Genomic DNA, 21,311 nt, shown 5'->3' on the forward strand with positions numbered 1-21,311 from the left:
TTGCCGGAGCGGGTTATATTGCCTGATGCTCAATACAGATGCTCAATACAGCAGTTTTTTGCGGGGTATTTCGATTGTACCGACCTGTTTCAGTAGGCTGATGTCCAAATCCGTCTGCGAGATACAGGCATCGCCAAAAACGTTTTCACAGTCGGTGTCCACGCGGACGATTCCGCCGAATTCTCCTGCTTTGGCAAGGGTATGGATGTCGGCAAAAATACCTGCGTAAATTTCGTCTGCCGCCAGCATGTCCGCTCCTTCGGCAAATACCGGCAGCCGTGCCAGCGCGGCGGCGACAGCCGAAGCGGAAGGGTGGTCAGAAATAGCGGTGGCTTTCAGGCGGATGTTTTTCGCCATACCTTTACCGTGATTGCGGATAACGAAGGCAATCATGCCGGGTTTGTCTTCTACCGGGCGGATGGCGGCATGCAGGACGGGGTGGACGCTTTCACGCTGTATCAGTTTTTCCCGATGCTGCATTTCGCTTTTTGCCTTGATTCTGACCGAAACGACAGCCCACGCAAGCCAAACCAGCGCGATGGCGGAAAATGCCGTGATGACAGGGGTAAGGTCGGCGAGATAATCTTGGGGGTTAAACCAGACGCAGGCGGTTAGAAAACCGGCAAAAAACATCAAAATGTATAAAGCCGGTGCAAAACGGCTGAGGACGGATGCGTGCATAAAGATTCCTGTCGTTGGCAGAATAAGGTCGTCTGAAAGCGCTGTGCGGTATTGTCTTAAGACAATATGATTGTAACGTAAACCATATGGTTTAACATGCCCGAATAACGAACGGCATAATCGGAAGAGGGACGGCGACGCTATTGCCTCCCGCCGCCCGCTGCTTTACCATAAGCCGCTTTCGGTAAAAATGCCGCCACCACTTCCCATCACACAACTACCATGAAAAAACTGATCACCTCGTTGCCTATTTTCATTGTCTTAGCCGACATGGTTTACGGCTTTGTCCTCAATATCTCGCAAGGGCTTAATTTGCAGCAAAGCACGCCTTCTGACGGCGGACTTGCCGTTACCCCCGATATTGCGTTCAACAGCCTGCAAATTATTGCCAACGGCGGCATGATGGTTATTATCGGCTTCGGACTGCTGACTCTGCTCCAACTTAACGGTACGGTTTTAAAACGCCGTATCCTGCCCATCGGCATTTTCCGCACGTTGGGGCTGCTGGCGGTATTGGCATTCAGTGTGCCGTCGCTGTGGGAATGGGGCAATGCGCTGATTTCCGCTGCTATGGGGTATCCCGTGTTCAATTTCGGCAACCCGCGCTATTTGGCCAGCGCATTTTGTATGCCGCTGATTGCCTTATTGTGTCTGAAGCGGCTGTACGATTGGTACAAACTGCACCGTTTGCCGCAAGCGGATACGGTCGTGCCTGCCGCAGCACAGGAACCGGATAAAAAGGTCGTCTGAAAATCCTTTTTCTGGTTTTCAGACGACCGGTTTCCATAGGTTTCGGGAAATAAAGAATATCGGAAAATAGCAAAGATGAGATGCTTAAACCTAATGATATATAACGTGAATTCGAGATAAGGCTCTCTTTGTCTGATGGTGGGCAGTGCGTCGCAGATGCCTGTTGTGAAATGTGGCGGGACTTCGCCCGCGAAAAAACGTTTTAACCTATAGAGACCTTTGCAAAATTCCCCAAAATCCCCTAAATTCCCACCAAGACATTTAGGGGATTTTCCATGAGCACCTTCTTCCAGCAAACCGCACAAGCCATGATTGCCAAACACATCGACCGCTTCCCACTATTGAAGTTGGATCAGGTGATTGATTGGCAGCCGATCGAGCAGTACCTGAATCGTCAAAGAACCCGTTACGTCCGAGACCACCGCGGCCGTCCCGCCTATTCCCTGTTGTCCATGTTCAAAGCCGTCCTGCTCGGACAATGGCACAGCCTCTCCGATCCCGAACTCGAACACAGCCTCATCACCCGCATCGATTTCAACCTGTTTTGCCGTTTTGACGAGTTGAGCATCCCCGATTACAGCACCTTATGCCGCTACCGCAACTGGCTGGCGCAAGACGACACCCTGTCCGAATTGCTGGAACTGATTAACCGCCAACTGACCGCAAAAGGCCTAAAAATAGAGAAAGCATCCGCCGCCGTCATTGACGCCACCATTATTCAAACCGCCGGCAGCAAACAGCGTCAGGCCATAGAAGTTGACGAGGAAGGACAAGTCAGCAGCCAAACCACACCGAGTAAAGATAAAGATGCTCGTTGGACAAAGAAAAACGGTTTATACAGACTCGGTTACAAACAACATACCCGTACCGATGAGGAAGGCTATATCGAGAAACTGCACATCACCCCCGCCAATACCCATGAGTGCAACCACCTGTCGCCTTTGCTGGAAGGTATAGCCGAAGGTACGACCGTCTATGCCGACAAAGGCTACGACAGTGCGGAAAACCGGCAACATCTGAAAGAGCGCCAGTTGCTGGACGGCATTATGCGCAAAGCCCACCGCAACCGTCCGCTGACGGAAGCGCAAACCAAACGTAACCGATATTTGTCGAAGACCCGTTATGTGGTGGAACAAAGCTTCGGTACGCTGCACCGTAAATTCCGCTACGCCCGGGCAGCCTATTTCGGGCTGATTAAAGTGAGTGCGCAAAGCCATCTGAAGGCGATGTGTTTGAACCTGTTGAAAGCGGCTAACAGGCTAAGTGTGCCTGTTGCCGCCTAAAAGGTGGCCCGGATGCCTGATTATCAGGCATCCGGGGAGGATTAAGGGGGTATTTGGGTAAAATTAGGCGCAATTAGGGGCGAAAACAGCCGAAAACCTGTGTTTGGGTTCCGGCTGTCGGGGGAAGGGCTTTTTTGCAAAGGTCTCCTATAGTGGATTAAATTTAAATCAGGACAAGGCGACGAAGCCGCAGACAGTACAAATATTACGGCAAGGCGAGGCAATGCCGTACTGGTTTAAATTTAATCCACTATATTTGTCCGATTCAAGATTAGATTGATGTGTCTGCTGGCAAGGTCGATGCTGCGGTTTGACTGATTTTGAAACATTGCATTATTTAAAAAGGTCGTCTGAAAAACCTTTGTTTCAGGTTTTCAGACGACCTTTTGTCTTGTTTCAAACCGCTTCAATCAGTCTTTGAAACGTTTGAACACCAGCGTACCGTTGGTACCGCCGAAGCCGAAGGAATTGGAGATGGCAACGTCGATTTTCGCGTCGCGCGCTTCGTTGGCGCAGTAATCCAAATCGCAGCCCGCCTCGATGTCTTGTTCAAAGATGTTGATGGTCGGCGGGGATTTTTGCTCGTGTACTGCCAACACGCTGTACAACGCTTCCACGCCGCCTGCCGCGCCGAGCAAGTGGCCGGTCATGGATTTGGTGGAGTTGACAATAACTTTACGGGCATGGTCGCCAAGCGCGCGTTTGAGCGCTTTGGTTTCGTTGGCATCGCCCAACGGAGTGGATGTACCGTGTGCGTTGACGTAATCGACGTCTTCGGGATTCAGTCCGGCATCTTTCAACGCGCGGGTAACCGCCAATGCAGGGCCTTCTTCGTTCGGAGCGGTGATGTGGTAGGCATCGGAACTCATGCCGAAACCGACGATTTCGGCGTAAATTTTCGCGCCGCGTTTTTTCGCGTGTTCCAATTCTTCCAACACCAGCACGCCCGCACCTTCTCCGATGACGAAACCGTCGCGGCCTTTGTCCCACGGACGGGAAGCGGTGACGGGATCGTCGTTGCGGGTGGAAAGGGCTTTCATTGCAGCGAAGCCGCCGACGCCCAAAGTGCTGATCGCGCCTTCGGCACCGCCTGCAATCATCACGTCGGCGTCGCCGTATTTAATCAGTCGGGCGGAGTCGCCGATAGAGTGCGCGCCGGTGGTACAGGCGGAAACCATGCCGTAGCTGGGGCCACGGTAGCCTTTGAGGATGGTAACGTGGCCCGCAATCAGGTTAATCAGCGAACCGGGAATGAAGAAAGGGTTGATTTTGCGCGCGCCGCCTTCGATAACGGCTTTACCGGTGGCTTCGATGCTGGGCAGGCCGCCGATGCCGGAGCCGATGTTCACGCCGACGCGGTCTTTGTCGAGGCTTTCCAATTCGTCCAAACCGGCATCGCTGATGGCTTGCAGCGCGGCGGCGATGCCGTAGTGGATGAACACGTCCATACGGCGCGCTTCTTTCGCGCTGATGTATTGGCCGATGTCGAAATCGCGCACTTCGCCGGCGATTTGGCTGTTGATGTCGGATGCGTCAAAGCGGGTAATCCGGCCGATGCCGCTTTTGCCTGCGAGCAGGTTGCTCCATGCGGTGGCGACGTCGTTGCCGACCGGTGATACTTGGCCGAGGCCTGTGATGACTACTCTTCTCTGACTCATGATAATCTCGCTGTTGGTTTTCGGTGGGATGCGGCAAGATGCCGTCTGAAAATGATAATAGCGGTTCGGAATCGGATTCCAGGCGGCTATTATAACGGATTTTGCCCCATATATATAAGGTAACAGCCTCTATTGCGTTAACGCAGCAGAGGCTGGGGATGTTTGGTGCGACCGAATTAGCCGTTGTGGGCGTTGATGTAGTCGATAGCCAGTTGTACGGTAGTGATTTTTTCGGCTTCTTCATCAGGGATTTCGCAACCGAAAGCTTCTTCCAAAGCCATAACCAATTCTACGGTGTCCAAAGAATCTGCGCCCAGGTCGTCTTGGAAGGAAGATTCATTTTTGACTTCGGCTTCGTTTACGCCCAGTTGTTCAGCAACAATTTTCTTAACTTGTTGTTCGATGTTTGACATATCAGTCGTTCCTTTTGCCTTGCGGCGGGTTGTTTAAGAGAAATAAATTCGTCGGTATTGTACCGAGTTCGGATAGAGTTTTCCATCTAAGTCTGCATTCTAACACAGATTATTCTGGAAAAACCTGTTGTTGTGCATATTAGCATAGCCTGATTTTAACCTACAAGCGGGAATTTGTTTTTCTTTGGTATCAATAAGTTAATAAGCGGAAAGGTCGTCTGAAAACTGATTTCCCCGTTTTCAGATGACCTTTTTATGAGATTAATGGGGGCTTGGAAGTTAATGAGTAGCGTGGGCCTCGTCCGCGAGCCTGTTGTCCACAATTTGAATTTAGCGGTTATTCTTGCATTTATATCGTGGGTAGAACCCACGCTACTCGTTGTTGCAACGGAACTTGTCCCTTCCCCCGTCCGGCGGGGGAAGGTTGGGATTGGGGCAGGTTGCAGGCAAAAATAAGGTCGTCTGAAAACTTTGGGATTTGGGTGTTAGGGAAACCCGTTCGCGTTCATTTTCAGACGACCTTTTATTCAATCAAGGCAGATTTGGGATAACCCAAGTAGCGTGGGCTTTGCCCACGAAATCCACCATCCAACAACTAAATCCGACAACAGTCACATAGACTTTCATTTCGACATTCATTTCGTGGGCAAAGCCCACGTTACGGCTTGCTGTAACGGCAACTTTGCCCTTCCTTCATCTAACGGAGGAAGTTTGCGGACGTATGCTAATATATTGTATATTGCGGGAAGTGTGCCTGTCAGATTTAGCCGTAATGGCAAGGCATTATTTCATTACTCAAAAATTCTTTATGAACTTAGATGTTTAAAATAAACTATTAAAACTTTAGGATACGCACATGCAAGATCAGGAAGAAAGTAAAAATCAGGAAATACAAGAAAAGCAGGAACAAGAAGACAATGGTGCCATGACCAAGTTGCAAGATGTGTTCAATCTTGCGCATGACCAAGCTCATCCCGATAAGATCGATGCCACCATCCGCGCCAATACTCGGGTGACCGGAACCAATATGTGGGTATTGATGTTTGCCATTGCCGTGTCGAGTATCGGTCTGAATGTAAACAGCACGGCGGTAGTGATCGGCGCGATGTTGATTTCGCCGTTGATGGGGCCGATTGTAGGTATGGGTTACGGTTTGGCGGTAGGGGATACTGCGCTGATCCGTCAAGCGATGCGCAATATTATTATATTCGTCGTCATCAGCTTGATTACCGCTACGTTGTATTTCCTGTTAACCCCGCTCAAAGGGGCGCAAAGCGAGCTTTTGGCGCGTACTCAGCCGACCCTTTGGGATGTGTTGATTGCCTTCTTCGGCGGTAGTGCGGGTATTGTGGCGCTGACCCGAAAAGAGGGAGGCAATGCCATACCGGGAGTGGCGATTGCGACTGCATTGATGCCGCCCCTGTGTACTGCGGGCTACGGACTGGCACATGGCAACTGGCACTACTTTCTCGGTGCTTCATATCTTTTTGCCATCAACTGCGTGTTCATCGCTTTTTCGACCTTGTTGTTTTCCAAGCTGCTCAAGCTGCCGCGCAGGGGGTTGGTAAAAGAATCCAAACGCCGGCTGCAAAGTATCATGATTACTGCCGTCGTGTTGGCTGTGATGATTCCGAGCGGCTATATGGCATCAGGACTGGTGCGTCAGGAAATCTTCAACACCAGAGCCAATGCCGCCATTGCCACTGCGCAGCAACAGGAAGGTTTTTTCGTGCTGCGTAAGATGTTGAACCATAGAGAAAATAAAGTCGATCTGATTGTCAATGGAACGGGCAATGCCGAGAAAATTTCCGCCTTGCTGGTGAAAAGCCTTGAAGCGTCAGGTGTGAAAGCGCCGAAGGTAAACGTGGTTTATGCGGGAGGGAACGATGCCAAAATCGAAGAATTGCTGGCAAGCCAAAACAACTCGGTACAGTTGCAAAACGAGCTGAAAGAGCAGCAAGCCTACATCGATACCGTGCTTGCGGGCAAAACTGCCGATACCGCCGGTGCTGACGATGCTGCGGTACTCAAGGAAATAAAAGCCCAATATCCCGAAGCGGAAAAAATCGTTGTCGGACGCGGCTTGGTTTGGGAGAAAGCGCAAACAGAGCCTGTTTCCGAGCAGCCTGAAAGCAGCAAAAATACTAAATCGGAAACAGGCGAACATGACGATATTGTCGTTGTCTCGCTCGAATTTAAGGAGCCTTTGCCTGCCAAAGATCGCGAACGCTTACAGGCGTGGTTGAACCAGCGTTATGAGGGTAAGGCCGTGCGCATGTTTGTGAACACTCAAGCTTCAGACATATAACCCGTTTCACGAATACTCCGCCTGTCGGCTTTATCCGTTTTCAGGAAATCATTTATTGTTCCTAATAAACCAAATCCGCCTCAAACACGCCCCTCAAGGCGTTGGAGAGGCGGATTTTTTCTGCGCGCTCGAGCATGTCGCGGGTGATGTGGGTTTCGATGACTGCGTCCGCGCCCAAGTAGGTTTGCGGCTGCTGCAATACGGCTTGGCGCATGACGCCGTTGAGGATGTCCAAATCCAGAGACGGGGTGAGCCATTGCCCTTGGTATTTGACGAACACGTTGCTTCTGCCGCCTTCGAGCAGGAGGCCGTCTGAATTGAAAAACAGGCTGTCGAACGCGCCTTGTGTTTCGGCGGTTTGCCATGCTTGGTCGTACAGGGTGCGGCGGGTGGTTTTGAAGCGGCGCAGGTAGTCGCGGCGCGGGAGGGGTTGCGGGGCGGGGATGACGCGCTGCGGGGCGGACAGCTCGGCGGTGGCGGCATGGCTGAGAATGAGGCCGTCTGAAACGAGTTCGGCTTTCAGGCGGAAGAGGCCGTCGGGCAAGTCGGCGATGTATTGCCGGATTCGGGTTTCGCCATCGTCGGGCAGGGGCAGGTTGAAGGCTTGGGCGGAGGTTTTCAGACGACCTAAATGCAGGCCGAGCAGGCGGCATTGCCTGTTTTCTACGCGCATGGTTTCGAAGATGCCGAAGGCGGGGCGCAATTCGTTGAGGAAACGGGCTTTCCAGCCGCATTCCCGATATTCGGCGGTGGGGTCGCTGTCGATGACGATGCCGGAACCGACGCCGTACACCCCTTGATATAGTGGATTAACTTTAAACCGGTACGGCGTTGCCTCGCCTTGCCGTACTATCTCTACTGTCTGCGGCTTCGTCGCCTTGTCCTGATTTGTTAATCCACTATCTAGGTCGTCTGAAATCGAGTCTGAAACGGGTTTGAGCGATAAGGTGCGGATGACGACGTTGAATATGCCTTCAAACCCAAGCCCACTTTCGCATGGATTCAGGTAGCCGATGCTGCCGGTGTACAGGCCGCGCGGTTCGGCTTCGAGCAATTCGATAATCTGCATACTCATGCGTTTGGGCGCGCCGGTGATGCTGCCGCAGGGGAAGGCGGCGCGGAGGATGTCGGCGGCGGTGATGTGCGGCAGGGCTTGGGCTTGGATGGTGCTGGTCATCTGCCAGACGCTGCCGAAACGCGATACTTTAAACGGATCGGGCACGCATACTTTGCCGGTTTGGGCGATTTTGCCGAGGTCGTTGCGCAGCAAATCGACAATCATCACGTTTTCGGCGCGGTTTTTCGGGTCGGCTTGCAACTCGGCGGCGCGGCGTTCGTCTTGCCCGTCGCCCAAAATCGGCGCGGTGCCTTTCATCGGTTCGGTGCTGATGGTGCCGTCCGCACCGATTTTGAGGAAGAGTTCGGGCGAGAAACACAGCGTCCACGCGGATTTTCCTGCCGCATCGGGCAAGTGGGACAAAACGGCATAGGGGACGGGTTGGCGCAGGCGGCGGTAGAGGCTGACGGGGTTACCGTAGGCTTGCAGGTGCAGGCGGGTGGTGTAGTTGATTTGATAGGTGTCGCCGCGCCGGATGGCTTCGTGGATTTGGCGGATGCGGTCGAGGTAATCGGCTTCGGATACGGAGGATTGCGGCGTGGAGATGCCGGCGGGGAGGTCGTCTGAATTTTGGGCAAGCCAGCTTTCGGCATTGATATCGGCGCAGTCAGCAAACCAGTGCAGGGCAAGATTGCCGCCGCGTTCGGACGCTATCCCCATCAGCGGCAAACCGAATTCGTAGTCTGCAAACAACACAGCATGCAGCCCTTTTTGCCAGCCCTTTTGCAGCGCATCGTTTAGCGAATCCAGTTCGTTATGATGGAAAAGGCGGCTTTCCACATGATTTTGATAGAGTTTTGCGCGGCCGCTCACGGCATCGTCAAACAGGGCGAAATAGGGCATGGCTGTGGTGCAAATAGCCTGATTATACGCCGTTTTTACACAAATTAGCAGACCGCGCCGAAAAAAATGGCGCAGTGTAATTTTATGTAGTCCGCAGCAGCACAAAAGGAGTAAAATCAAGTCATCCCACACCATATCATTTCAAACTTAAGCAATAAGGAGACCCTATGGCAGATCATCAGTTAGAACCCTTCGAAAACGTTGAATTGGGCGAAAAACAAGACCAGTTACAAGTTTTTGAAAGAGCTGTTTTGGAACACGAAGGACGCGGTACGGACGAAGACTCCAGCAGCGCGCCGCTTCCCGCCAACTACCCCTACAAACAACGTATGCGCCGCGCCGCATACGAAAAAGAAAAACAAAAGCTGCAAATCGAATTGCTGAAAGTGCAAAGCTGGGTCAAAGACTCCGGCCAACGCATCGTCAGCCTGTTTGAGGGCCGCGACGCCGCAGGTAAAGGCGGTACCATCAAACGCTTTATGGAACATTTGAATCCGCGCGGCGCACGCGTTGTCGCTTTGGAAAAACCGACCACCACCGAACGCGGTCAATGGTATTTCCAACGCTACATCCAAAACCTGCCGACCGCAGGCGAAATGGTATTCTTCGACCGTTCATGGTACAACCGCGCCGGCGTAGAGCGCGTGATGGGCTTCTGCGAACCCAACGAATACCTGCTTTTCATGCGTCAAACCCCTGAATTGGAACGTATGCTCGTTGCCAGCGGCATCCACCTCTTCAAATTCTGGTTCTCCGTATCCCGCGAAGAACAACTGCGCCGCTTCATCTCCCGCCGCGACGATCCCCTGAAACACTGGAAACTTTCCCCCGTGGACATCCAGTCGCTCGACCGTTGGGACGACTACACCGAAGCCAAAAACGCCATGTTCTTCCACACCCACACCGGCGATGCGCCTTGGGTCATTATCCGTTCCGACGACAAAAAACGCGCCCGCCTCAACTGTATCCGCTACTTCCTGCATCAGTTGGACTACCCGGGCAAAGATGTGAAAGCCATCGGCAAAGTGGACGAAAAAATCGTCCTCGTCCCCGATACGCGCTACAAAGAGAAAACCGTCGATATCGGTCATGACTGATTGATCGGTCAGCTGTTTCAGCAGTAAAAAGGTCGTCTGAAAACCTGAAATACGGGTTTTCAGACGACCTTTTGTTTGTGTGGTAAAGGTCTTGGATACGGGCTGTCCTAAAAGATAGGCTGAACACCGAAACCGACCAAGCCTATCTCAACGCCAACCCTGACGGTACGGCAACCCGTTTCAACGATTCCGCACTCACGCCCAGCCTGCGCCTGAGTGTACCGATGGGCGAGCAGTTCACCGGTTTTGCCACTTATTCACAAGGCTTCCGCACGCCGCCGTTTGACAGCGCGACTATGGCGTTTGCCAACACAACCTACGGCTATGCCGTCATCCCGAATGCCAACCTCAAATCCGAACGCTCCAACAGCTTCGAATTGGGCATGAAGTTCAAAAACGAACGCGCCCGCGCGCAAGTTACCGCGTTCTACAACCGTTATCGAAACTTCATCGACCGCACCGAAGTCGGCACTGCCTCCATAGGCGGCTGCCCGATTATCCAGTACCAATATCAAAACCTGGATAGGGTCAAAACCTACGGCGCAGAAGCCTCCGCCGCCTACAAATTCCTGCCGGGCTGGCAGGTTTCCGGCAGCATCGCTTGGATGCGCGGCAAACAGCAAGACGGCACGCCGCTGGATTCCGCCTACCCGCTCAACGGCGTTTTGGGCATCGACTACGCGCAAGAAAAATGGGGCGTCGATACCAAACTGCGCTGGTCGAAAAAACACAGCCGCGTCAGCAGCGACAGCGTTTTCCAAGCGCCGGGCTACGGCGTATGGGATGTCGGCGCGTGGTACAGGCCGTCTAAAAACGTCGAAATCGGCGCGAACATTTACAACATCGGCAACAAAAAATACTGGCAACACGCAGACGTCGCCGGCATGAGCCGCTCAAGCGTGATGGATTTGTACACTGAAACCGGCCGCAATTTCGCCGCCCGTGTGCAGCTTAAGTTTTAACATGAACCCAAGAGGTCGTCTGAAAACAGGTCATGGGTTAAATGCCTGACACTCAAGCCAAACAGCAAATCAAATCTTTGATTTTTCAGACGACCTCAAGCCATCCCGCACAATGCCGACCTCAAAATTTATAGTGGATTAACTTTAAACCAGTACGGCGTTGCCTCGCCTTGCCGTACTATCTGTACTGTCTGCGGCTTCGTCGCCTTGTCCTGATTTAAAGTTAATCCACTATAGTCAGTTACCGATACTTTTCATTTTCTGTTTCCCCTCGCTATCGTCCCTTGACACTACCTATCACTAGTGATTTAATTTTCAAATATGGTTAATAATCATTTTTAATCAAATATGGAACAGCAGCTTGTTTGGACACCGCGCCAATCCGCGCCCAAAGCCTTTCCCGAACGGCAGGCGTTGATGCCGATATGGGGCGGCATACCGATTCCCCGTCCGCAATGGCAGAACATCTGGCGGCAGAAGCTCCCCCATGCCGCCGATTCCGACGCGCTCGCCTATCTGCACATCCCCTTCTGCGCCAACCACTGCGTGTTCTGCGGCTTCTACCGCAACGCATGGAAAGAGAGTTACAGCAGCGTTTACACCGACAAAATCATCGAAGAAATGGCGGCGGAATCCGAAATCCGCCAAGGCAACGGCAAAATCCGCGCCGTCTATTTCGGCGGCGGCACGCCCACCGCGCTGCAAACCCCGGACCTCGCCAGACTCATCCGCGCCTGTTACCAATACCTGCCGATTGCTGACGACTGCGAGTTCACCATCGAAGGCCGCATGAGCCATTTCGACATCGAAAAAGCCCAAGCCTGCATCGAAGCGGGCGCCAACCGCATTTCCATCGGCGTGCAAACCTTCGACACCGCCATCCGCCGCCGCCTCGGTCGCAAACACGGCGGCGACGAAGCCTTTGCCTATCTGGAAAAACTATGTGAAATCAATGCCGTCATCGTTGTCGATTTGATGTTCGGCCTGCCCAACCAAACCGACGCCGTTTGGCAAAACGACCTCGAACGCGCCACCGCCCTGCCTTTGTCCGGACTCGACACCTACGCCTTCAACCTCTATCCCATGCTGCCTATCAACCGCATGGTGGAGAAAGGCGCATTTCCCGCCCCGCCCGGTTTCGACGTTCAGGCAGACCAATACGCCTACGCCGTCGAAACGCTGGCGCAAAAAGGCTGGAACCAAGTCAGCAACAGCCATTTCGCCTATCCCGGCCGCGGCGAACGCAATCGCTACAACACTCTGGTCAAATCCAATATCCCCTGCTGGGCGTTCGGCTCCGGCGCAGGCGGCAACCTCGGCGGCTTCAGCTATCAGGTGCAGGGCGATTTGGACAGCTACCTCGCCACCCCGAAAGGCGAAAAAAACATCGCCTTCATGAGCGGTCACAGCCCGAACAAAACCCTGCTCGGACAAGTGCAGCACGACATGGAAACAGGTCGTCTGAATCCCTCGCTGTTTGACGGCAACGCCGCCGCGCAGAAGCTGATTGCCCAATGGCAGGCAATGCAGCTCTTTGAAGAAAAAGGTTCAGACGGCCTCATCCGCCTGAACACCAGCGGCCGCTACTGGTCGCCCACCCTCATCCGTAAACTCATGCTCACCCTTCCGACCCAAGAAAAGGATCAAACCATGCAAAAACTTTCATCCGAACAACAAATCATGTTGCGCCAATCATTGGAAAAAAATCCCGGCCAAGTGCTCGAAATGCTCGCCGGGCAAAACCAATGCAGCTTTGAAGACGTCATCCGCTGCCTGCCCGAAAACTGCATCCGCCAAACCGAAGGCAGCCGCATCGTCGAAATCCTCCAAGCCGTCGCCGCTTGGGACGAAGCCGTCACCTTCATCGCCCACACCCCCGACGCCATCGTCGAAGTCACCGGCAAACTGCCCGGCGGCAAAGTCGGCCGTGGCTTCTACAATTTCGACCACCCCGAAACCGACGGCGGCGTACACGGTCATATCTATTACGAAAACTGCGCCGCCATCTACCTTTTAGAGCGTCCGTTTATGGGCAAAGACACCTGCTCGCTCAACTTCATCAACCGCAACGGCGGCGCCATGTTCAAAATCTTCGTCGGCCGCGACGAAGCAGGCGAACTCAAACAACACCAAATCGAAGCCATGAGAAAACTGTTTGAGGCAGCTTAAACAGGTTTCAGACGACCTTTGGCTGGAACCGATAAAAATTGCCGCATTCCTGCACAAACGAAATCATCTTCCGGCATCGCAAATATCCGATGATTCGACAGGCTGCCTGCAAGATTGGCGTTTGCCCAAAGTAAGCTTGCGCTTACCGCCCTCTCCCTAACCCTCTCCCACGGGGAGAGGGGATTGAGGATACTGAGATTCAACCATTTTGGGCTTCTCTGCCACTTGGAGTTTCCCTGCCAACCCATTCCCTCTCCCCGTGGGAGAGGGCTAGGGAGAGGGCAAAGCCCGCATTACGACAGTTGTTATAAAACCTACTTTACCCGTTTTCAGACGACCGCAGCTCTGTCACGAAAGAAAACCAAAAAGAAGTAGCGTGAGCTTTGCCCACGACCACACGGCTTCAAACACAACAAGGTCGTCTGAAAGTGCAAACATCAACGAAGTTAAAGCGAATGTAGCGAGTTTTGTTGAAACCCAAATACAGATTTCAGACGACCTTTGGGTCAAAGTCGCGGGCGAAGCCCACGCTACGACTGCCCCCATTTTTGGCTTCTCTGCCACTTAGAGTTTACCTGCCACCCCATCCCCTCTCCCCGTGGGAGAGGGCTAGGGAGAGGGCAAAGCACGAACCGTGCAGGGTACGCTTTTGGGTTTCAGTTTCACAATAGTCGGAACGTAGCGTGGGCTATGCCCACGACCACACAACATTCAAATGCAAATAAGGTCGTCTGAAAATCAAAAATCCTTACCCCACACGACTCTTCCACAACAAAGTGGACAAATTATTGAACCCCTTACCATCCGACACACAAAGGAGTCCTCATGCAACTTATCTTCGGCGCCAACGGCCCGTCCGGCCGCGCATTCATCCGCACGCTCACCCACCCCGCCGACACCGTCGCCGTATTAAGAAAGCCGTCTGAAGATTCGTTCTTTAGCGAACACCGCATTCAGACGACCGTAGCCGACGCGCTCGATACCGATGCGCTCGACAAAGTGTTCGCACAATACCGCCCCGACAGCGTCATCAGTTTCGTCGGCGGCAAAAACGAGCAAGGCATACGCAGCGACGCACTGGGCAACATCAACATCATCGCCGCCGCCCAAGCCGCCAACCCGCAAGCCCGTTTCATCCTGATTACCAGCATGGGCTGCGGCGAACAATGGGACATGATGAGCGAACCCTTCAAACAAGCCCTCGGCGAAGCCGTCCGCGCAAAAACCGAAGCCGAAATCTACCTCAAACAAAGCAGCCTGAACTGGACCATCCTCCGCCCCTGCGGCTTGGACAACAGCGAAGACAGCCGCCACATCCTGACCGACCACCCCGACAGCATCCCTAAAAACTACATGAGCCGAAACGGACTTGCCACCGCTGTCGCCGCTGTCCTGCAAGACCCCGGCAGCATTGGTAAAGTTTACACCGTCGGCGCAGGCAGTTAACACCGCGCCCATGGTCAAACAGGTCATCTGAAAAGGTTTCAGACGACCTGTTTGGCGCGTGACTGATTCGATAGGTAACAATATATCCGCTTATGACTTGGTAGGGATGAGCGGCAGAAGTTTATCGGCACGTTCAAGAAACAAGTTATCTTGAGGATAAATCGGATTGGGCAGATAGAGCGAGCGATAGCAAGAAATATCGACATCGTCATTCCCGCGCGGGCGGGTATTTGGAGGCTTGGGATTGCGGCAATCTTCATATTTTTCTGGAAAACTCAGGATCAGACTCACGCCTGAGTAGGAATGACAGTACGGCGTTGCTTATTCAAAATTTTATGAAAAAACGTCGTCTGAAATTTTCAGACGACGTTTTCTTGTCGGCAATCCATCAATATTTATTGATGTTGCTGTGGATATTGTATTGGTTGTATTCCGTATCGTGGGAATCTTGCGGCTCGTTGCGGACGTGCGGTTTGTCGTCAGACATGTTGTCCAAGTCGCGGCCTGGTTCGGATACGGTGTCGCCGATGTTGACGTTGGTCAGGTTTTCCAAAATGATGGCGGACGAGAGATGTTCGCCAGTGCGGTACACCATAGCCAATGCGGTTTCTTCGGCAGGGATGGAAACATATTTGACTACGCTCTTACGGCCTTTTTTGCCGTCTTCCAAATCAACTTTCACTTGGCGGTCGCGTTTGTAAATGCTCAAGACCGTGCCTTTGTCCAAGCCGTCGGCAGAACCTTTGTTCAGGGTAACGGTTTGGAATTGTCCGGCTTCGTGTACGCCGTCGAGGATGGAGATGACTTTACCGTCGATGTGTTGCGTCGGCGCGTGCGGCATGATTTGGAAGGGCTCGGTTTCGCCGTCCATTTTCAGCAGGAAGTCGCCTTTGCGGATTTCGGAAACGGCTTCTTCCACAATCATAGGCTGCGCGGTTTGGGTCGGTACTTTCGCCAGCGGATGCAGGCGGGTGTAGTATTCGCCGTCTTTCAGGTATTTGCGGTCTTCGTCGGAAGCGGAGTCCAGCGCGCTGTTGGTGTAGGGCAGGGTGCTGACGATGCCGCTGAAGACGACTTCTTGTCCGAGGTATTTGCGGGTATCGGGATCAGTCAGGTCTTTGACGGCGCGGTAAACCAGATAGCGGCCGGGTTCGGTAATGCCGTAGGCGTACACGCGTTCGCCTTTGCTGTACATAATGCGGTTGTCAGGGCCGTCGATCAGGCGCGGTGCGTCTTGGGTCTTCATTTGGTCGATGAACTGCGGATGTTGCATGAACATGCGGTAGAAGTTCACGTTGACGGTTTGGATGCCGTAGCCTGAAGAGGTTTCGCGAACGCGCGGGCTGAGCTTGATGACGGGAATGCCATCATTGCCTGCGGAGCCGTTTTCGAAGCCCAGTTGCGGGCGGCCGTTGACGTAGCGCAAAACCAACACCTGACCCGGATAAATCAGGTGCGGATTGCGGATTTCGCCGCGGTTTGCACCCCAAAGGCGGTTCCACTGCCACGGGCTGTACAGATATTTGCCGGAGATGCCCCAGAGTGTGTCGCCGTTTTTCACGACGTAGCGTTGCGGCGCATCGGGGCGCACTTTTAATGAAGCTGCTTGAGTGTGGGCGGAAATTGCCATGCCCGCGACACAAAGCAGGGTTATAATACGTTGTTGCATAACCGTTCCCCTTGAAATTGATTCGGTTTGTCTTTAAATGATAAACGGAGAAAATGAAATGGCCGGGAGTTTGCAAAAACCGCCGTCCCCCTTTAAAAAACGTCAATGGGCGTTTCGTGCGCATTGAACGGAAATTCATTGGTACATATTTTATCATTGAATGTTGGTGTCATCACGGGAATTGTGAAGACAGACGCAAAATTTGTATGAAAACACACACGATCTGCTGCCGGATGCGTTTGGATGCGCGTCCCAAGTATTGAAAAACGAAGAGAAAATTATGGCTTTACTGAATATCCTGCAATATCCCGACGAGCGACTGCACACCGTGGCAAAGCCTGTCGAAAAAGTCGATGAGCGCATCCAAAAGCTGGTTGCCGATATGTTTGAAACCATGTACGAAGCGCGCGGCATCGGGCTGGCGGCGACGCAGGTCGATGTGCATGAGCGCGTCGTCGTGATGGATTTGACCGAAGACCGCAGCGAGCCGCGCGTGTTCATCAACCCCGTCATTGTTGAAAAAGACGGCGAAACCACTTACGAAGAAGGCTGCCTGTCCGTGCCGGGTATTTACGACACCGTTACCCGCGCCGAACGCGTCAAGGTCGAGGCTTTGAACGAAAAAGGCGAGAAGTTCACACTGGAGGCGGACGGTCTGCTGGCGATTTGCGTGCAACACGAGCTGGATCACCTGATGGGCATCGTTTTTGTCGAACGCTTGTCGCAGCTCAAGCAGGGGCGGATTAAGACCAAACTGAAAAAACGTCAGAAACACACCATCTAAAAGCCGAATGATACGGTCGAACAGGTCGTCTGAAAGAGGGAAGCGGCAGGCAAGCCGTTGTTTTTCAAACTTTCAGACGACCTGTCGCAATGTTTGCCGTTGCGCTATATAGGTCGTCTGAAACCCATTTCCAAGGAGTTTCCCCATGAAAGTCATCTTTGCCGGTACGCCCGATTTTGCCGCTGCCGCCTTGAAAGCCATAGCCGCCGCCGGTTTTGAAATCCCGCTGGTGTTGACCCAGCCCGACCGTCCCAAAGGACGCGGGATGCAGCTTGCCCCGTCTCCCGTGAAGCAGGCAGCATTGGAATTGGGTTTGCGCGTGGCGCAGCCTGAAAAACTGCGCAACAACGCCGAAGCGCTGCAAATGCTCAAAGAGGTTGAGGCCGATGTAATGGTCGTTGCCGCCTACGGGCTGATTCTGCCGCAAGACGTGTTGGATACGCCGAAACACGGCTGCCTCAACATCCACGCCTCGCTGCTGCCCCGTTGGCGCGGCGCAGCGCCGATTCAGCGTGCGATTGAAGCAGGCGATGCCGAAACGGGCGTGTGCATCATGCAGATGGACATCGGTTTGGACACCGGCGATGTGGTCAGCGAACACCGTTACGCCATTCAACCGACTGATACGGCGAATGAAGTACACGACGCGCTGATGAATCTCGGTGCGGAAGCGATTGTTGCTGATTTGCAACAATTAAAGGCGGAGGGTCGTCTGAAAAGCGTCAAACAGCCCGAAGAAGGTGTGACTTATGCACAAAAATTAAGCAAAGAAGAAGCGCGTGTCGATTGGAACGAAAGCGCGGCAGTGATTGAACGCAAAATCCGCGCCTTCAACCCCGTCCCCGCTGCATGGGTGGAATATCAAGGCAAGCCGATGAAAATCTGGCGGGCTGAAGTAGTGGCACAACAAGGCAGGGCGGGAGAAGTGTTGTCCTGTTCGGCTGACGGCTTGGTCGTTGCCTGTGGCGAGAACGCGCTGAAAATTACCGAATTGCAGCCTTCGGGCAGCAAACGGATGCCGATTGCGGCGTTTGCGGCAGGACATAAGATTGAGGTTGGGACGGTTTTGTAGAAGCGGTTTGCAGACTGATTAATTTTCAGACGACCTTTCTTCTGATGATTCAGAGGTCGTCTGAAAATATCGGCAGGGAAACGTTTGGTTTTGTTGAACTGACGACAAGATTCCCCACGTTTAGGAGCAGATCATGGCAGTGTTTGAAGTAGTCGAAGACGATATTACGAAACTTGAAGTCGATGCCATCGTGAACGCCGCCAATGCCTCGTTGTTGGGCGGCGGAGGCGTGGACGGCGCGATTCACCGCGCGGCGGGACGGGAATTGTTGGAAGCGTGCAGAAAGTTGAACGGCTGCCGCACGGGCGAAGCGAAAATCACCAAAGGCTATCATCTGCCGGCGAAATTTGTGATTCACACCGTCGGGCCGGTTTGGTTCGGCGGACACCGCAGCGAAGCGGTCAAGCTGGCGGAAGCGTATCAAAATTCCCTGCTGTTGGCGCAAGAACACGGCATCCGCAGCATCGCCTTCCCCTGTATCAGCACGGGCGTGTACCGTTTCCCCGCCGATTTGGCTGCCGAGACTGCTTTGGCGATTTTGAAAAAAACCTTGCCGCAGTGTCCGTCTGTCGAAAAAATCGTTTTCTGTTGCTATTCGCCGCAGGATGCCGAACGCTATCGGGCATTGTTGGAACGGGACGGGGCGGTCGTCTGAAAGTCCCGAATCAGGCAAAACGGCAGATTAAATGTTTTCAGACCTCGGGCAAGCTTGAGGTCGTCTGAAAACAGAAAAGCCGGACAGACAGTCCGGCTTCCTATAAGAATCCATTAATCAAGAATCGATTAATCGTCGCAGTGGTTGTCGGTATCGACTCTGATGACGCGGCCGCTTTGTGAGGAAACGTCCACATCGTATTCGGTGCAGCCTCTGCGGATTTCGATTTCCCAGCGTCCGTCGCTGTGGTCGATGTCGGTAACGCGGCCGCCGCCGACGCGTTTCTTGGCGATTTTGACGGCTTGCGCTTGGGAGATGGCGCGGGAATGTTTGTGCGGTGCCGCCGCGGCGGTCAGGCTGCCGGAAACGAGTGCGGCAGAAACGGCAAGCAGGGAGAGGAAGCGTAAATTCATGATGAATCCTTATGTGTGTTGAAAAGAACGGACTATATGGATATTGTCATGAGCGGGCAATCGGATTAACACAATTTGAATCTTGCCCTGAACACCGCCCGAACCGCTTGTGCGGCGTTTACATTTTTAACGAACAAATCGAACCACAGCAGGTATTTAAGGAATTGAATTTATGAGTATGTCCCTCGCCCAAAAACTCGCCGCCGACAGCATTGCGGCGGTCGCCGAAGGGCGCAACCTTCAGGATGTGTTGGCGCAAATCCGCGCGGCGCATCCCGAGCTGACGGCGCAGGAAAACGGCGCGTTGCAGGATATTGCCTACGGCTGCCAGCGTTATCTGGGCAGCTTGAAACATATGCTCGCGCAGATGCTGAAAAAGCCGATTGACAATCCGCAGCTCGAAAGCCTGCTTTTGGCGGCAATGTACCAACTGCATTACACGCGCAACGCGCCTCATGCGGTGGTCAACGAGGCGGTCGAGAGTATCGCGAAAATCGGGCGCGGGCAGTACCGTTCGTTTGCCAACGCGATTTTGCGGCGTTTTTTGCGCGAGCGGCAGAAGCTGGAGGCTTCGTGCAAAAAAGACGATGTGGCGAAGTACAACCTGCCGCTGTGGTGGGTGGCATACCTGAAAAACCATTATCCGAAACACTGGCACAACATCACCACCGCGCTGCAATCGCATCCGCCGATGACGCTGCGGGTCAACCGACGCCACGGCAATGCCGAATCGTATTTGGAAAAGCTGGCGGCGGAAGGGGTTGTGGCTAAGGCGTTGGACGAATATGCGGTAACGCTGGAAGAAGCCGTGCCGGTGAACCGCCTGCCCGGTTTTGCCGAAGGGCTGGTGTCGGTGCAGGATTTCGGTGCGCAGCAGGCGGCGTATCTGTTAAACCCTAAAGACGGCGAACGGATTTTGGACGCGTGCGCCGCACCGGGCGGGAAGACGGGGCATATGTTGGAACTGGCGGATTGTCATGTTACCGCTTTGGACATAGACGAAGGTCGTCTGAAAAGGGTGAAGGACAATCTCGACCGCTTGGGGTTTCAGACGACCGCTCTGGCTTGCGCCGATGCGCAGGACTTGGCGGCGTGGTATGATGGAAAGCCTTTCGACGCCATCCTTGCCGACGTGCCGTGTACCGCTTCGGGTGTGGCGCGGCGCAATCCCGACGTGAAATGGCTGCGCCGTCCGACCGATGCCGCCAAAACCGCCCGTCAGCAGGAGGCATTGCTGGACGCGCTTTGGCAAACCCTGACGAAAAACGGCAGAATGCTGCTTGCCACCTGCTCGGTGTTCGTCGAAGAAAACGACGTTCAGTTGCAAAAATTCCTCAACCGCCACGCCGATGCAGAGCTGATCGAATCGCGTGTGCTTTTACCGAACAAACATCAAGATGGCTTTTATTACGCGCTTATCAAAAAGCAGTAAACGGCTGTTTGGAACGCTGTTGCTCGCCCTGTCGCTGAATGCGGCGGCGGAGGGCATCAGCGTGACCCGCTCCGAGGCGAAGCTGACCGAGACCGGACAGCTTTCCGTCAGCAGCCGTTTCCGCACCGATTTGCCCGACCAGCTCAAACAGGCGCTCCGGCAGGGCGTGCCGTTGAATTTTACTTTGAGCTGGCAGCTTTCTGCGCCGTCCATGCCGTCTTACCGCTTCAAGTTTGACCAGCTGCTCAACAGCGACAACACCATCCACTACAAACTTTCCTTCCATCCGCTGACCAACCGCTACCGCATAACCGTCGGCACGTTTTCCACCGAATACGACACGCTCGATACCGCCTTGCGCGGCGTAGGGGCGGTCGCCAACTGGAAAGTGCTGTCCAAAGGCGCGTTAAGCGGCGTCGCAGCGAAAGACACGCAAGCCGAAATCCGCCTGCTGCTCTCGACGGCGAAGCTGCCCAAACCCTTCCAAATCAACGCATTGACTTCTAAAAACTGGCACTTGGATTCCGGCTGGAAGTCGCTGACCATCTCTCAGGAGTAA

At 53.6% G+C, this 21,311-nt stretch carries 19 protein-coding genes and 2 pseudogenes; 14 read left to right on the forward strand and 7 right to left on the reverse strand.

Annotation, left to right across the window (positions count from 1 at the left end; genetic code table 11):
* Positions 1-42: 42 nt before the first annotated feature.
* Positions 43-681 carry a hypothetical protein gene (locus J7445_RS10805; protein WP_070655171.1) on the reverse strand — a complete coding sequence of 213 codons (639 nt, stop codon included), beginning with the start codon at positions 679-681 and terminating at the stop codon, positions 43-45.
* 222 nt (positions 682-903) lie between these two features.
* Here J7445_RS10805 and J7445_RS10810 point away from each other — a divergent pair, with 222 nt between their 5' ends.
* The 3 genes and pseudogenes from J7445_RS10810 to J7445_RS12305 all read left to right on the forward strand — a co-directional run.
* Positions 904-1,431 carry a hypothetical protein gene (locus J7445_RS10810; RefSeq protein WP_070655168.1) on the forward strand — a complete coding sequence of 176 codons (528 nt, stop codon included), beginning with the start codon at positions 904-906 and terminating at the stop codon, positions 1,429-1,431.
* Positions 1,432-1,706: 275 nt separating this feature from the next.
* Positions 1,707-2,714, forward strand: a complete 1,008-nt coding sequence (locus J7445_RS10815; protein ID WP_209282936.1) for an IS5 family transposase — start codon at positions 1,707-1,709, stop codon at positions 2,712-2,714.
* 139 nt (positions 2,715-2,853) lie between these two features.
* A pseudogene (locus J7445_RS12305) lies at positions 2,854-2,973 on the forward strand (IS5/IS1182 family transposase); the annotation flags it as partial.
* Positions 2,974-3,124: 151 nt separating this feature from the next.
* Here the strand turns inward: J7445_RS12305 and fabF are convergent.
* Together fabF and acpP are read right to left on the reverse strand one after the other, a co-directional pair.
* A complete protein-coding gene (gene fabF / locus J7445_RS10820; protein ID WP_070655293.1) occupies positions 3,125-4,372 on the reverse strand; it encodes a beta-ketoacyl-ACP synthase II in 1,248 nt (415 codons plus the stop codon).
* Between the two features lie 176 nt (positions 4,373-4,548).
* On the reverse strand, positions 4,549-4,785 hold the full coding sequence (acpP, locus tag J7445_RS10825; RefSeq protein WP_003742600.1) for an acyl carrier protein: 237 nt from the start codon (positions 4,783-4,785) through the stop codon (positions 4,549-4,551).
* Positions 4,786-5,641: 856 nt separating this feature from the next.
* Between acpP and J7445_RS10830 the strand changes: the two genes are divergently transcribed.
* A complete protein-coding gene (locus tag J7445_RS10830) occupies positions 5,642-7,093 on the forward strand; it encodes a DUF389 domain-containing protein (RefSeq protein ID WP_070655288.1) in 1,452 nt (483 codons plus the stop codon).
* A gap of 61 nt (positions 7,094-7,154) precedes the next feature.
* Here J7445_RS10830 and J7445_RS10835 read toward each other — a convergent pair whose 3' ends face one another.
* Entirely contained in the window at positions 7,155-9,053 is a 1,899-nt protein-coding gene (locus J7445_RS10835) for a bifunctional chorismate-binding protein/class IV aminotransferase (protein WP_070655285.1), read from the reverse strand.
* 167 nt (positions 9,054-9,220) lie between these two features.
* Here J7445_RS10835 and ppk2 point away from each other — a divergent pair, with 167 nt between their 5' ends.
* Positions 9,221-10,150 (forward strand): polyphosphate kinase 2, encoded by a 930-nt coding sequence (ppk2, locus tag J7445_RS10840; RefSeq protein ID WP_070655283.1) that lies wholly within the window; start codon positions 9,221-9,223, stop codon positions 10,148-10,150.
* Between the two features lie 119 nt (positions 10,151-10,269).
* Positions 10,270-11,112: a TonB-dependent receptor domain-containing protein gene (locus J7445_RS10845; protein WP_244969545.1), complete on the forward strand. Its 843-nt coding sequence runs from the start codon at positions 10,270-10,272 to the stop codon at positions 11,110-11,112.
* 131 nt (positions 11,113-11,243) lie between these two features.
* Here J7445_RS10845 and J7445_RS10850 read toward each other — a convergent pair.
* Positions 11,244-11,363: pseudogene (locus J7445_RS10850) on the reverse strand (IS5/IS1182 family transposase); the annotation flags it as partial.
* Positions 11,364-11,460: 97 nt separating this feature from the next.
* Here J7445_RS10850 and hutW point away from each other — a divergent pair.
* From hutW to J7445_RS10865, 3 genes are all read left to right on the forward strand, one after another.
* The gene (hutW, locus tag J7445_RS10855; RefSeq protein ID WP_209283057.1) at positions 11,461-13,281 is read left to right on the forward strand and encodes a heme anaerobic degradation radical SAM methyltransferase ChuW/HutW; all 1,821 of its coding nucleotides are present in this window, start codon (positions 11,461-11,463) and stop codon (positions 13,279-13,281) included.
* Positions 13,282-13,657: 376 nt separating this feature from the next.
* Entirely contained in the window at positions 13,658-13,849 is a 192-nt protein-coding gene (locus tag J7445_RS10860) for a hypothetical protein (RefSeq protein WP_141752028.1), read from the forward strand.
* A gap of 257 nt (positions 13,850-14,106) precedes the next feature.
* Positions 14,107-14,727: an NAD(P)H-binding protein gene (locus J7445_RS10865; RefSeq protein ID WP_070655277.1), complete on the forward strand. Its 621-nt coding sequence runs from the start codon at positions 14,107-14,109 to the stop codon at positions 14,725-14,727.
* 388 nt (positions 14,728-15,115) lie between these two features.
* On the opposite strand, the gene J7445_RS10870 is transcribed toward J7445_RS10865, so the two are convergent.
* Positions 15,116-16,396, reverse strand: a complete 1,281-nt coding sequence (locus J7445_RS10870; RefSeq protein ID WP_070655275.1) for a LysM peptidoglycan-binding domain-containing protein — start codon at positions 16,394-16,396, stop codon at positions 15,116-15,118.
* A gap of 280 nt (positions 16,397-16,676) precedes the next feature.
* On the opposite strand from J7445_RS10870, the gene def reads away from it, so the two are divergent.
* The 3 genes from def (at position 16,677) to J7445_RS10885 (ending at position 18,907) form a co-directional block, all read left to right on the forward strand.
* Positions 16,677-17,180, forward strand: coding sequence for a peptide deformylase (gene def, locus J7445_RS10875; protein WP_016688303.1), 504 nt, complete (start codon positions 16,677-16,679; stop codon positions 17,178-17,180).
* A gap of 145 nt (positions 17,181-17,325) precedes the next feature.
* Positions 17,326-18,252: a methionyl-tRNA formyltransferase gene (gene fmt / locus J7445_RS10880; RefSeq protein WP_070655272.1), complete on the forward strand. Its 927-nt coding sequence runs from the start codon at positions 17,326-17,328 to the stop codon at positions 18,250-18,252.
* 133 nt (positions 18,253-18,385) lie between these two features.
* Positions 18,386-18,907, forward strand: coding sequence for an O-acetyl-ADP-ribose deacetylase (locus tag J7445_RS10885; RefSeq protein WP_070655271.1), 522 nt, complete (start codon positions 18,386-18,388; stop codon positions 18,905-18,907).
* A 128-nt stretch (positions 18,908-19,035) separates the two neighbouring features.
* Here the strand turns inward: J7445_RS10885 and J7445_RS10890 are convergent, their stop codons facing one another.
* Complete coding sequence (locus J7445_RS10890; protein ID WP_070655269.1) at positions 19,036-19,320, reverse strand: PepSY domain-containing protein; 285 nt, start codon at positions 19,318-19,320, stop codon at positions 19,036-19,038.
* Between the two features lie 172 nt (positions 19,321-19,492).
* On the opposite strand from J7445_RS10890, the gene rsmB reads away from it, so the two are divergent.
* Both rsmB and J7445_RS10900 read left to right on the forward strand, forming a co-directional pair.
* Positions 19,493-20,752, forward strand: a complete 1,260-nt coding sequence (gene rsmB, locus J7445_RS10895) for a 16S rRNA (cytosine(967)-C(5))-methyltransferase RsmB (protein ID WP_070655267.1) — start codon at positions 19,493-19,495, stop codon at positions 20,750-20,752.
* Positions 20,718-21,311, forward strand: coding sequence for a DUF4390 domain-containing protein (locus J7445_RS10900; protein ID WP_009312693.1), 594 nt, complete (start codon positions 20,718-20,720; stop codon positions 21,309-21,311). Before rsmB ends, J7445_RS10900 begins: the two co-directional genes overlap by 35 nt.

Origin of the sequence: Neisseria sicca, from assembly GCF_017753665.1 — a bacterium.
GTDB classification, from domain to species: Bacteria; Pseudomonadota; Gammaproteobacteria; order Burkholderiales; family Neisseriaceae; genus Neisseria; species Neisseria flava.

What these genes read in the sequence shown, in the direction of transcription:
- J7445_RS10805 (WP_070655171.1), bottom strand. Translation starts at nt 681, where the DNA reads ATGCACGCATCCGTCCTCAGCCGTTTTGCACCGGCTTTATACATTTTG.
- J7445_RS10870 (WP_070655275.1), bottom strand. Translation starts at nt 16,396, where the DNA reads ATGCAACAACGTATTATAACCCTGCTTTGTGTCGCGGGCATGGCAATT.
- rsmB (WP_070655267.1), top strand. Translation starts at nt 19,493, where the DNA reads ATGAGTATGTCCCTCGCCCAAAAACTCGCCGCCGACAGCATTGCGGCG.
- J7445_RS10810 (WP_070655168.1), top strand. Translation starts at nt 904, where the DNA reads ATGAAAAAACTGATCACCTCGTTGCCTATTTTCATTGTCTTAGCCGAC.
- ppk2 (WP_070655283.1), top strand. Translation starts at nt 9,221, where the DNA reads ATGGCAGATCATCAGTTAGAACCCTTCGAAAACGTTGAATTGGGCGAA.
- fmt (WP_070655272.1), top strand. Translation starts at nt 17,326, where the DNA reads ATGAAAGTCATCTTTGCCGGTACGCCCGATTTTGCCGCTGCCGCCTTG.
- J7445_RS10830 (WP_070655288.1), top strand. Translation starts at nt 5,642, where the DNA reads ATGCAAGATCAGGAAGAAAGTAAAAATCAGGAAATACAAGAAAAGCAG.
- def (WP_016688303.1), top strand. Translation starts at nt 16,677, where the DNA reads ATGGCTTTACTGAATATCCTGCAATATCCCGACGAGCGACTGCACACC.
- hutW (WP_209283057.1), top strand. Translation starts at nt 11,461, where the DNA reads ATGGAACAGCAGCTTGTTTGGACACCGCGCCAATCCGCGCCCAAAGCC.
- J7445_RS10885 (WP_070655271.1), top strand. Translation starts at nt 18,386, where the DNA reads ATGGCAGTGTTTGAAGTAGTCGAAGACGATATTACGAAACTTGAAGTC.
- J7445_RS10815 (WP_209282936.1), top strand. Translation starts at nt 1,707, where the DNA reads ATGAGCACCTTCTTCCAGCAAACCGCACAAGCCATGATTGCCAAACAC.
- J7445_RS10865 (WP_070655277.1), top strand. Translation starts at nt 14,107, where the DNA reads ATGCAACTTATCTTCGGCGCCAACGGCCCGTCCGGCCGCGCATTCATC.
- J7445_RS10835 (WP_070655285.1), bottom strand. Translation starts at nt 9,053, where the DNA reads ATGCCCTATTTCGCCCTGTTTGACGATGCCGTGAGCGGCCGCGCAAAA.
- fabF (WP_070655293.1), bottom strand. Translation starts at nt 4,372, where the DNA reads ATGAGTCAGAGAAGAGTAGTCATCACAGGCCTCGGCCAAGTATCACCG.
- J7445_RS10900 (WP_009312693.1), top strand. Translation starts at nt 20,718, where the DNA reads ATGGCTTTTATTACGCGCTTATCAAAAAGCAGTAAACGGCTGTTTGGA.
- J7445_RS10890 (WP_070655269.1), bottom strand. Translation starts at nt 19,320, where the DNA reads ATGAATTTACGCTTCCTCTCCCTGCTTGCCGTTTCTGCCGCACTCGTT.
- acpP (WP_003742600.1), bottom strand. Translation starts at nt 4,785, where the DNA reads ATGTCAAACATCGAACAACAAGTTAAGAAAATTGTTGCTGAACAACTG.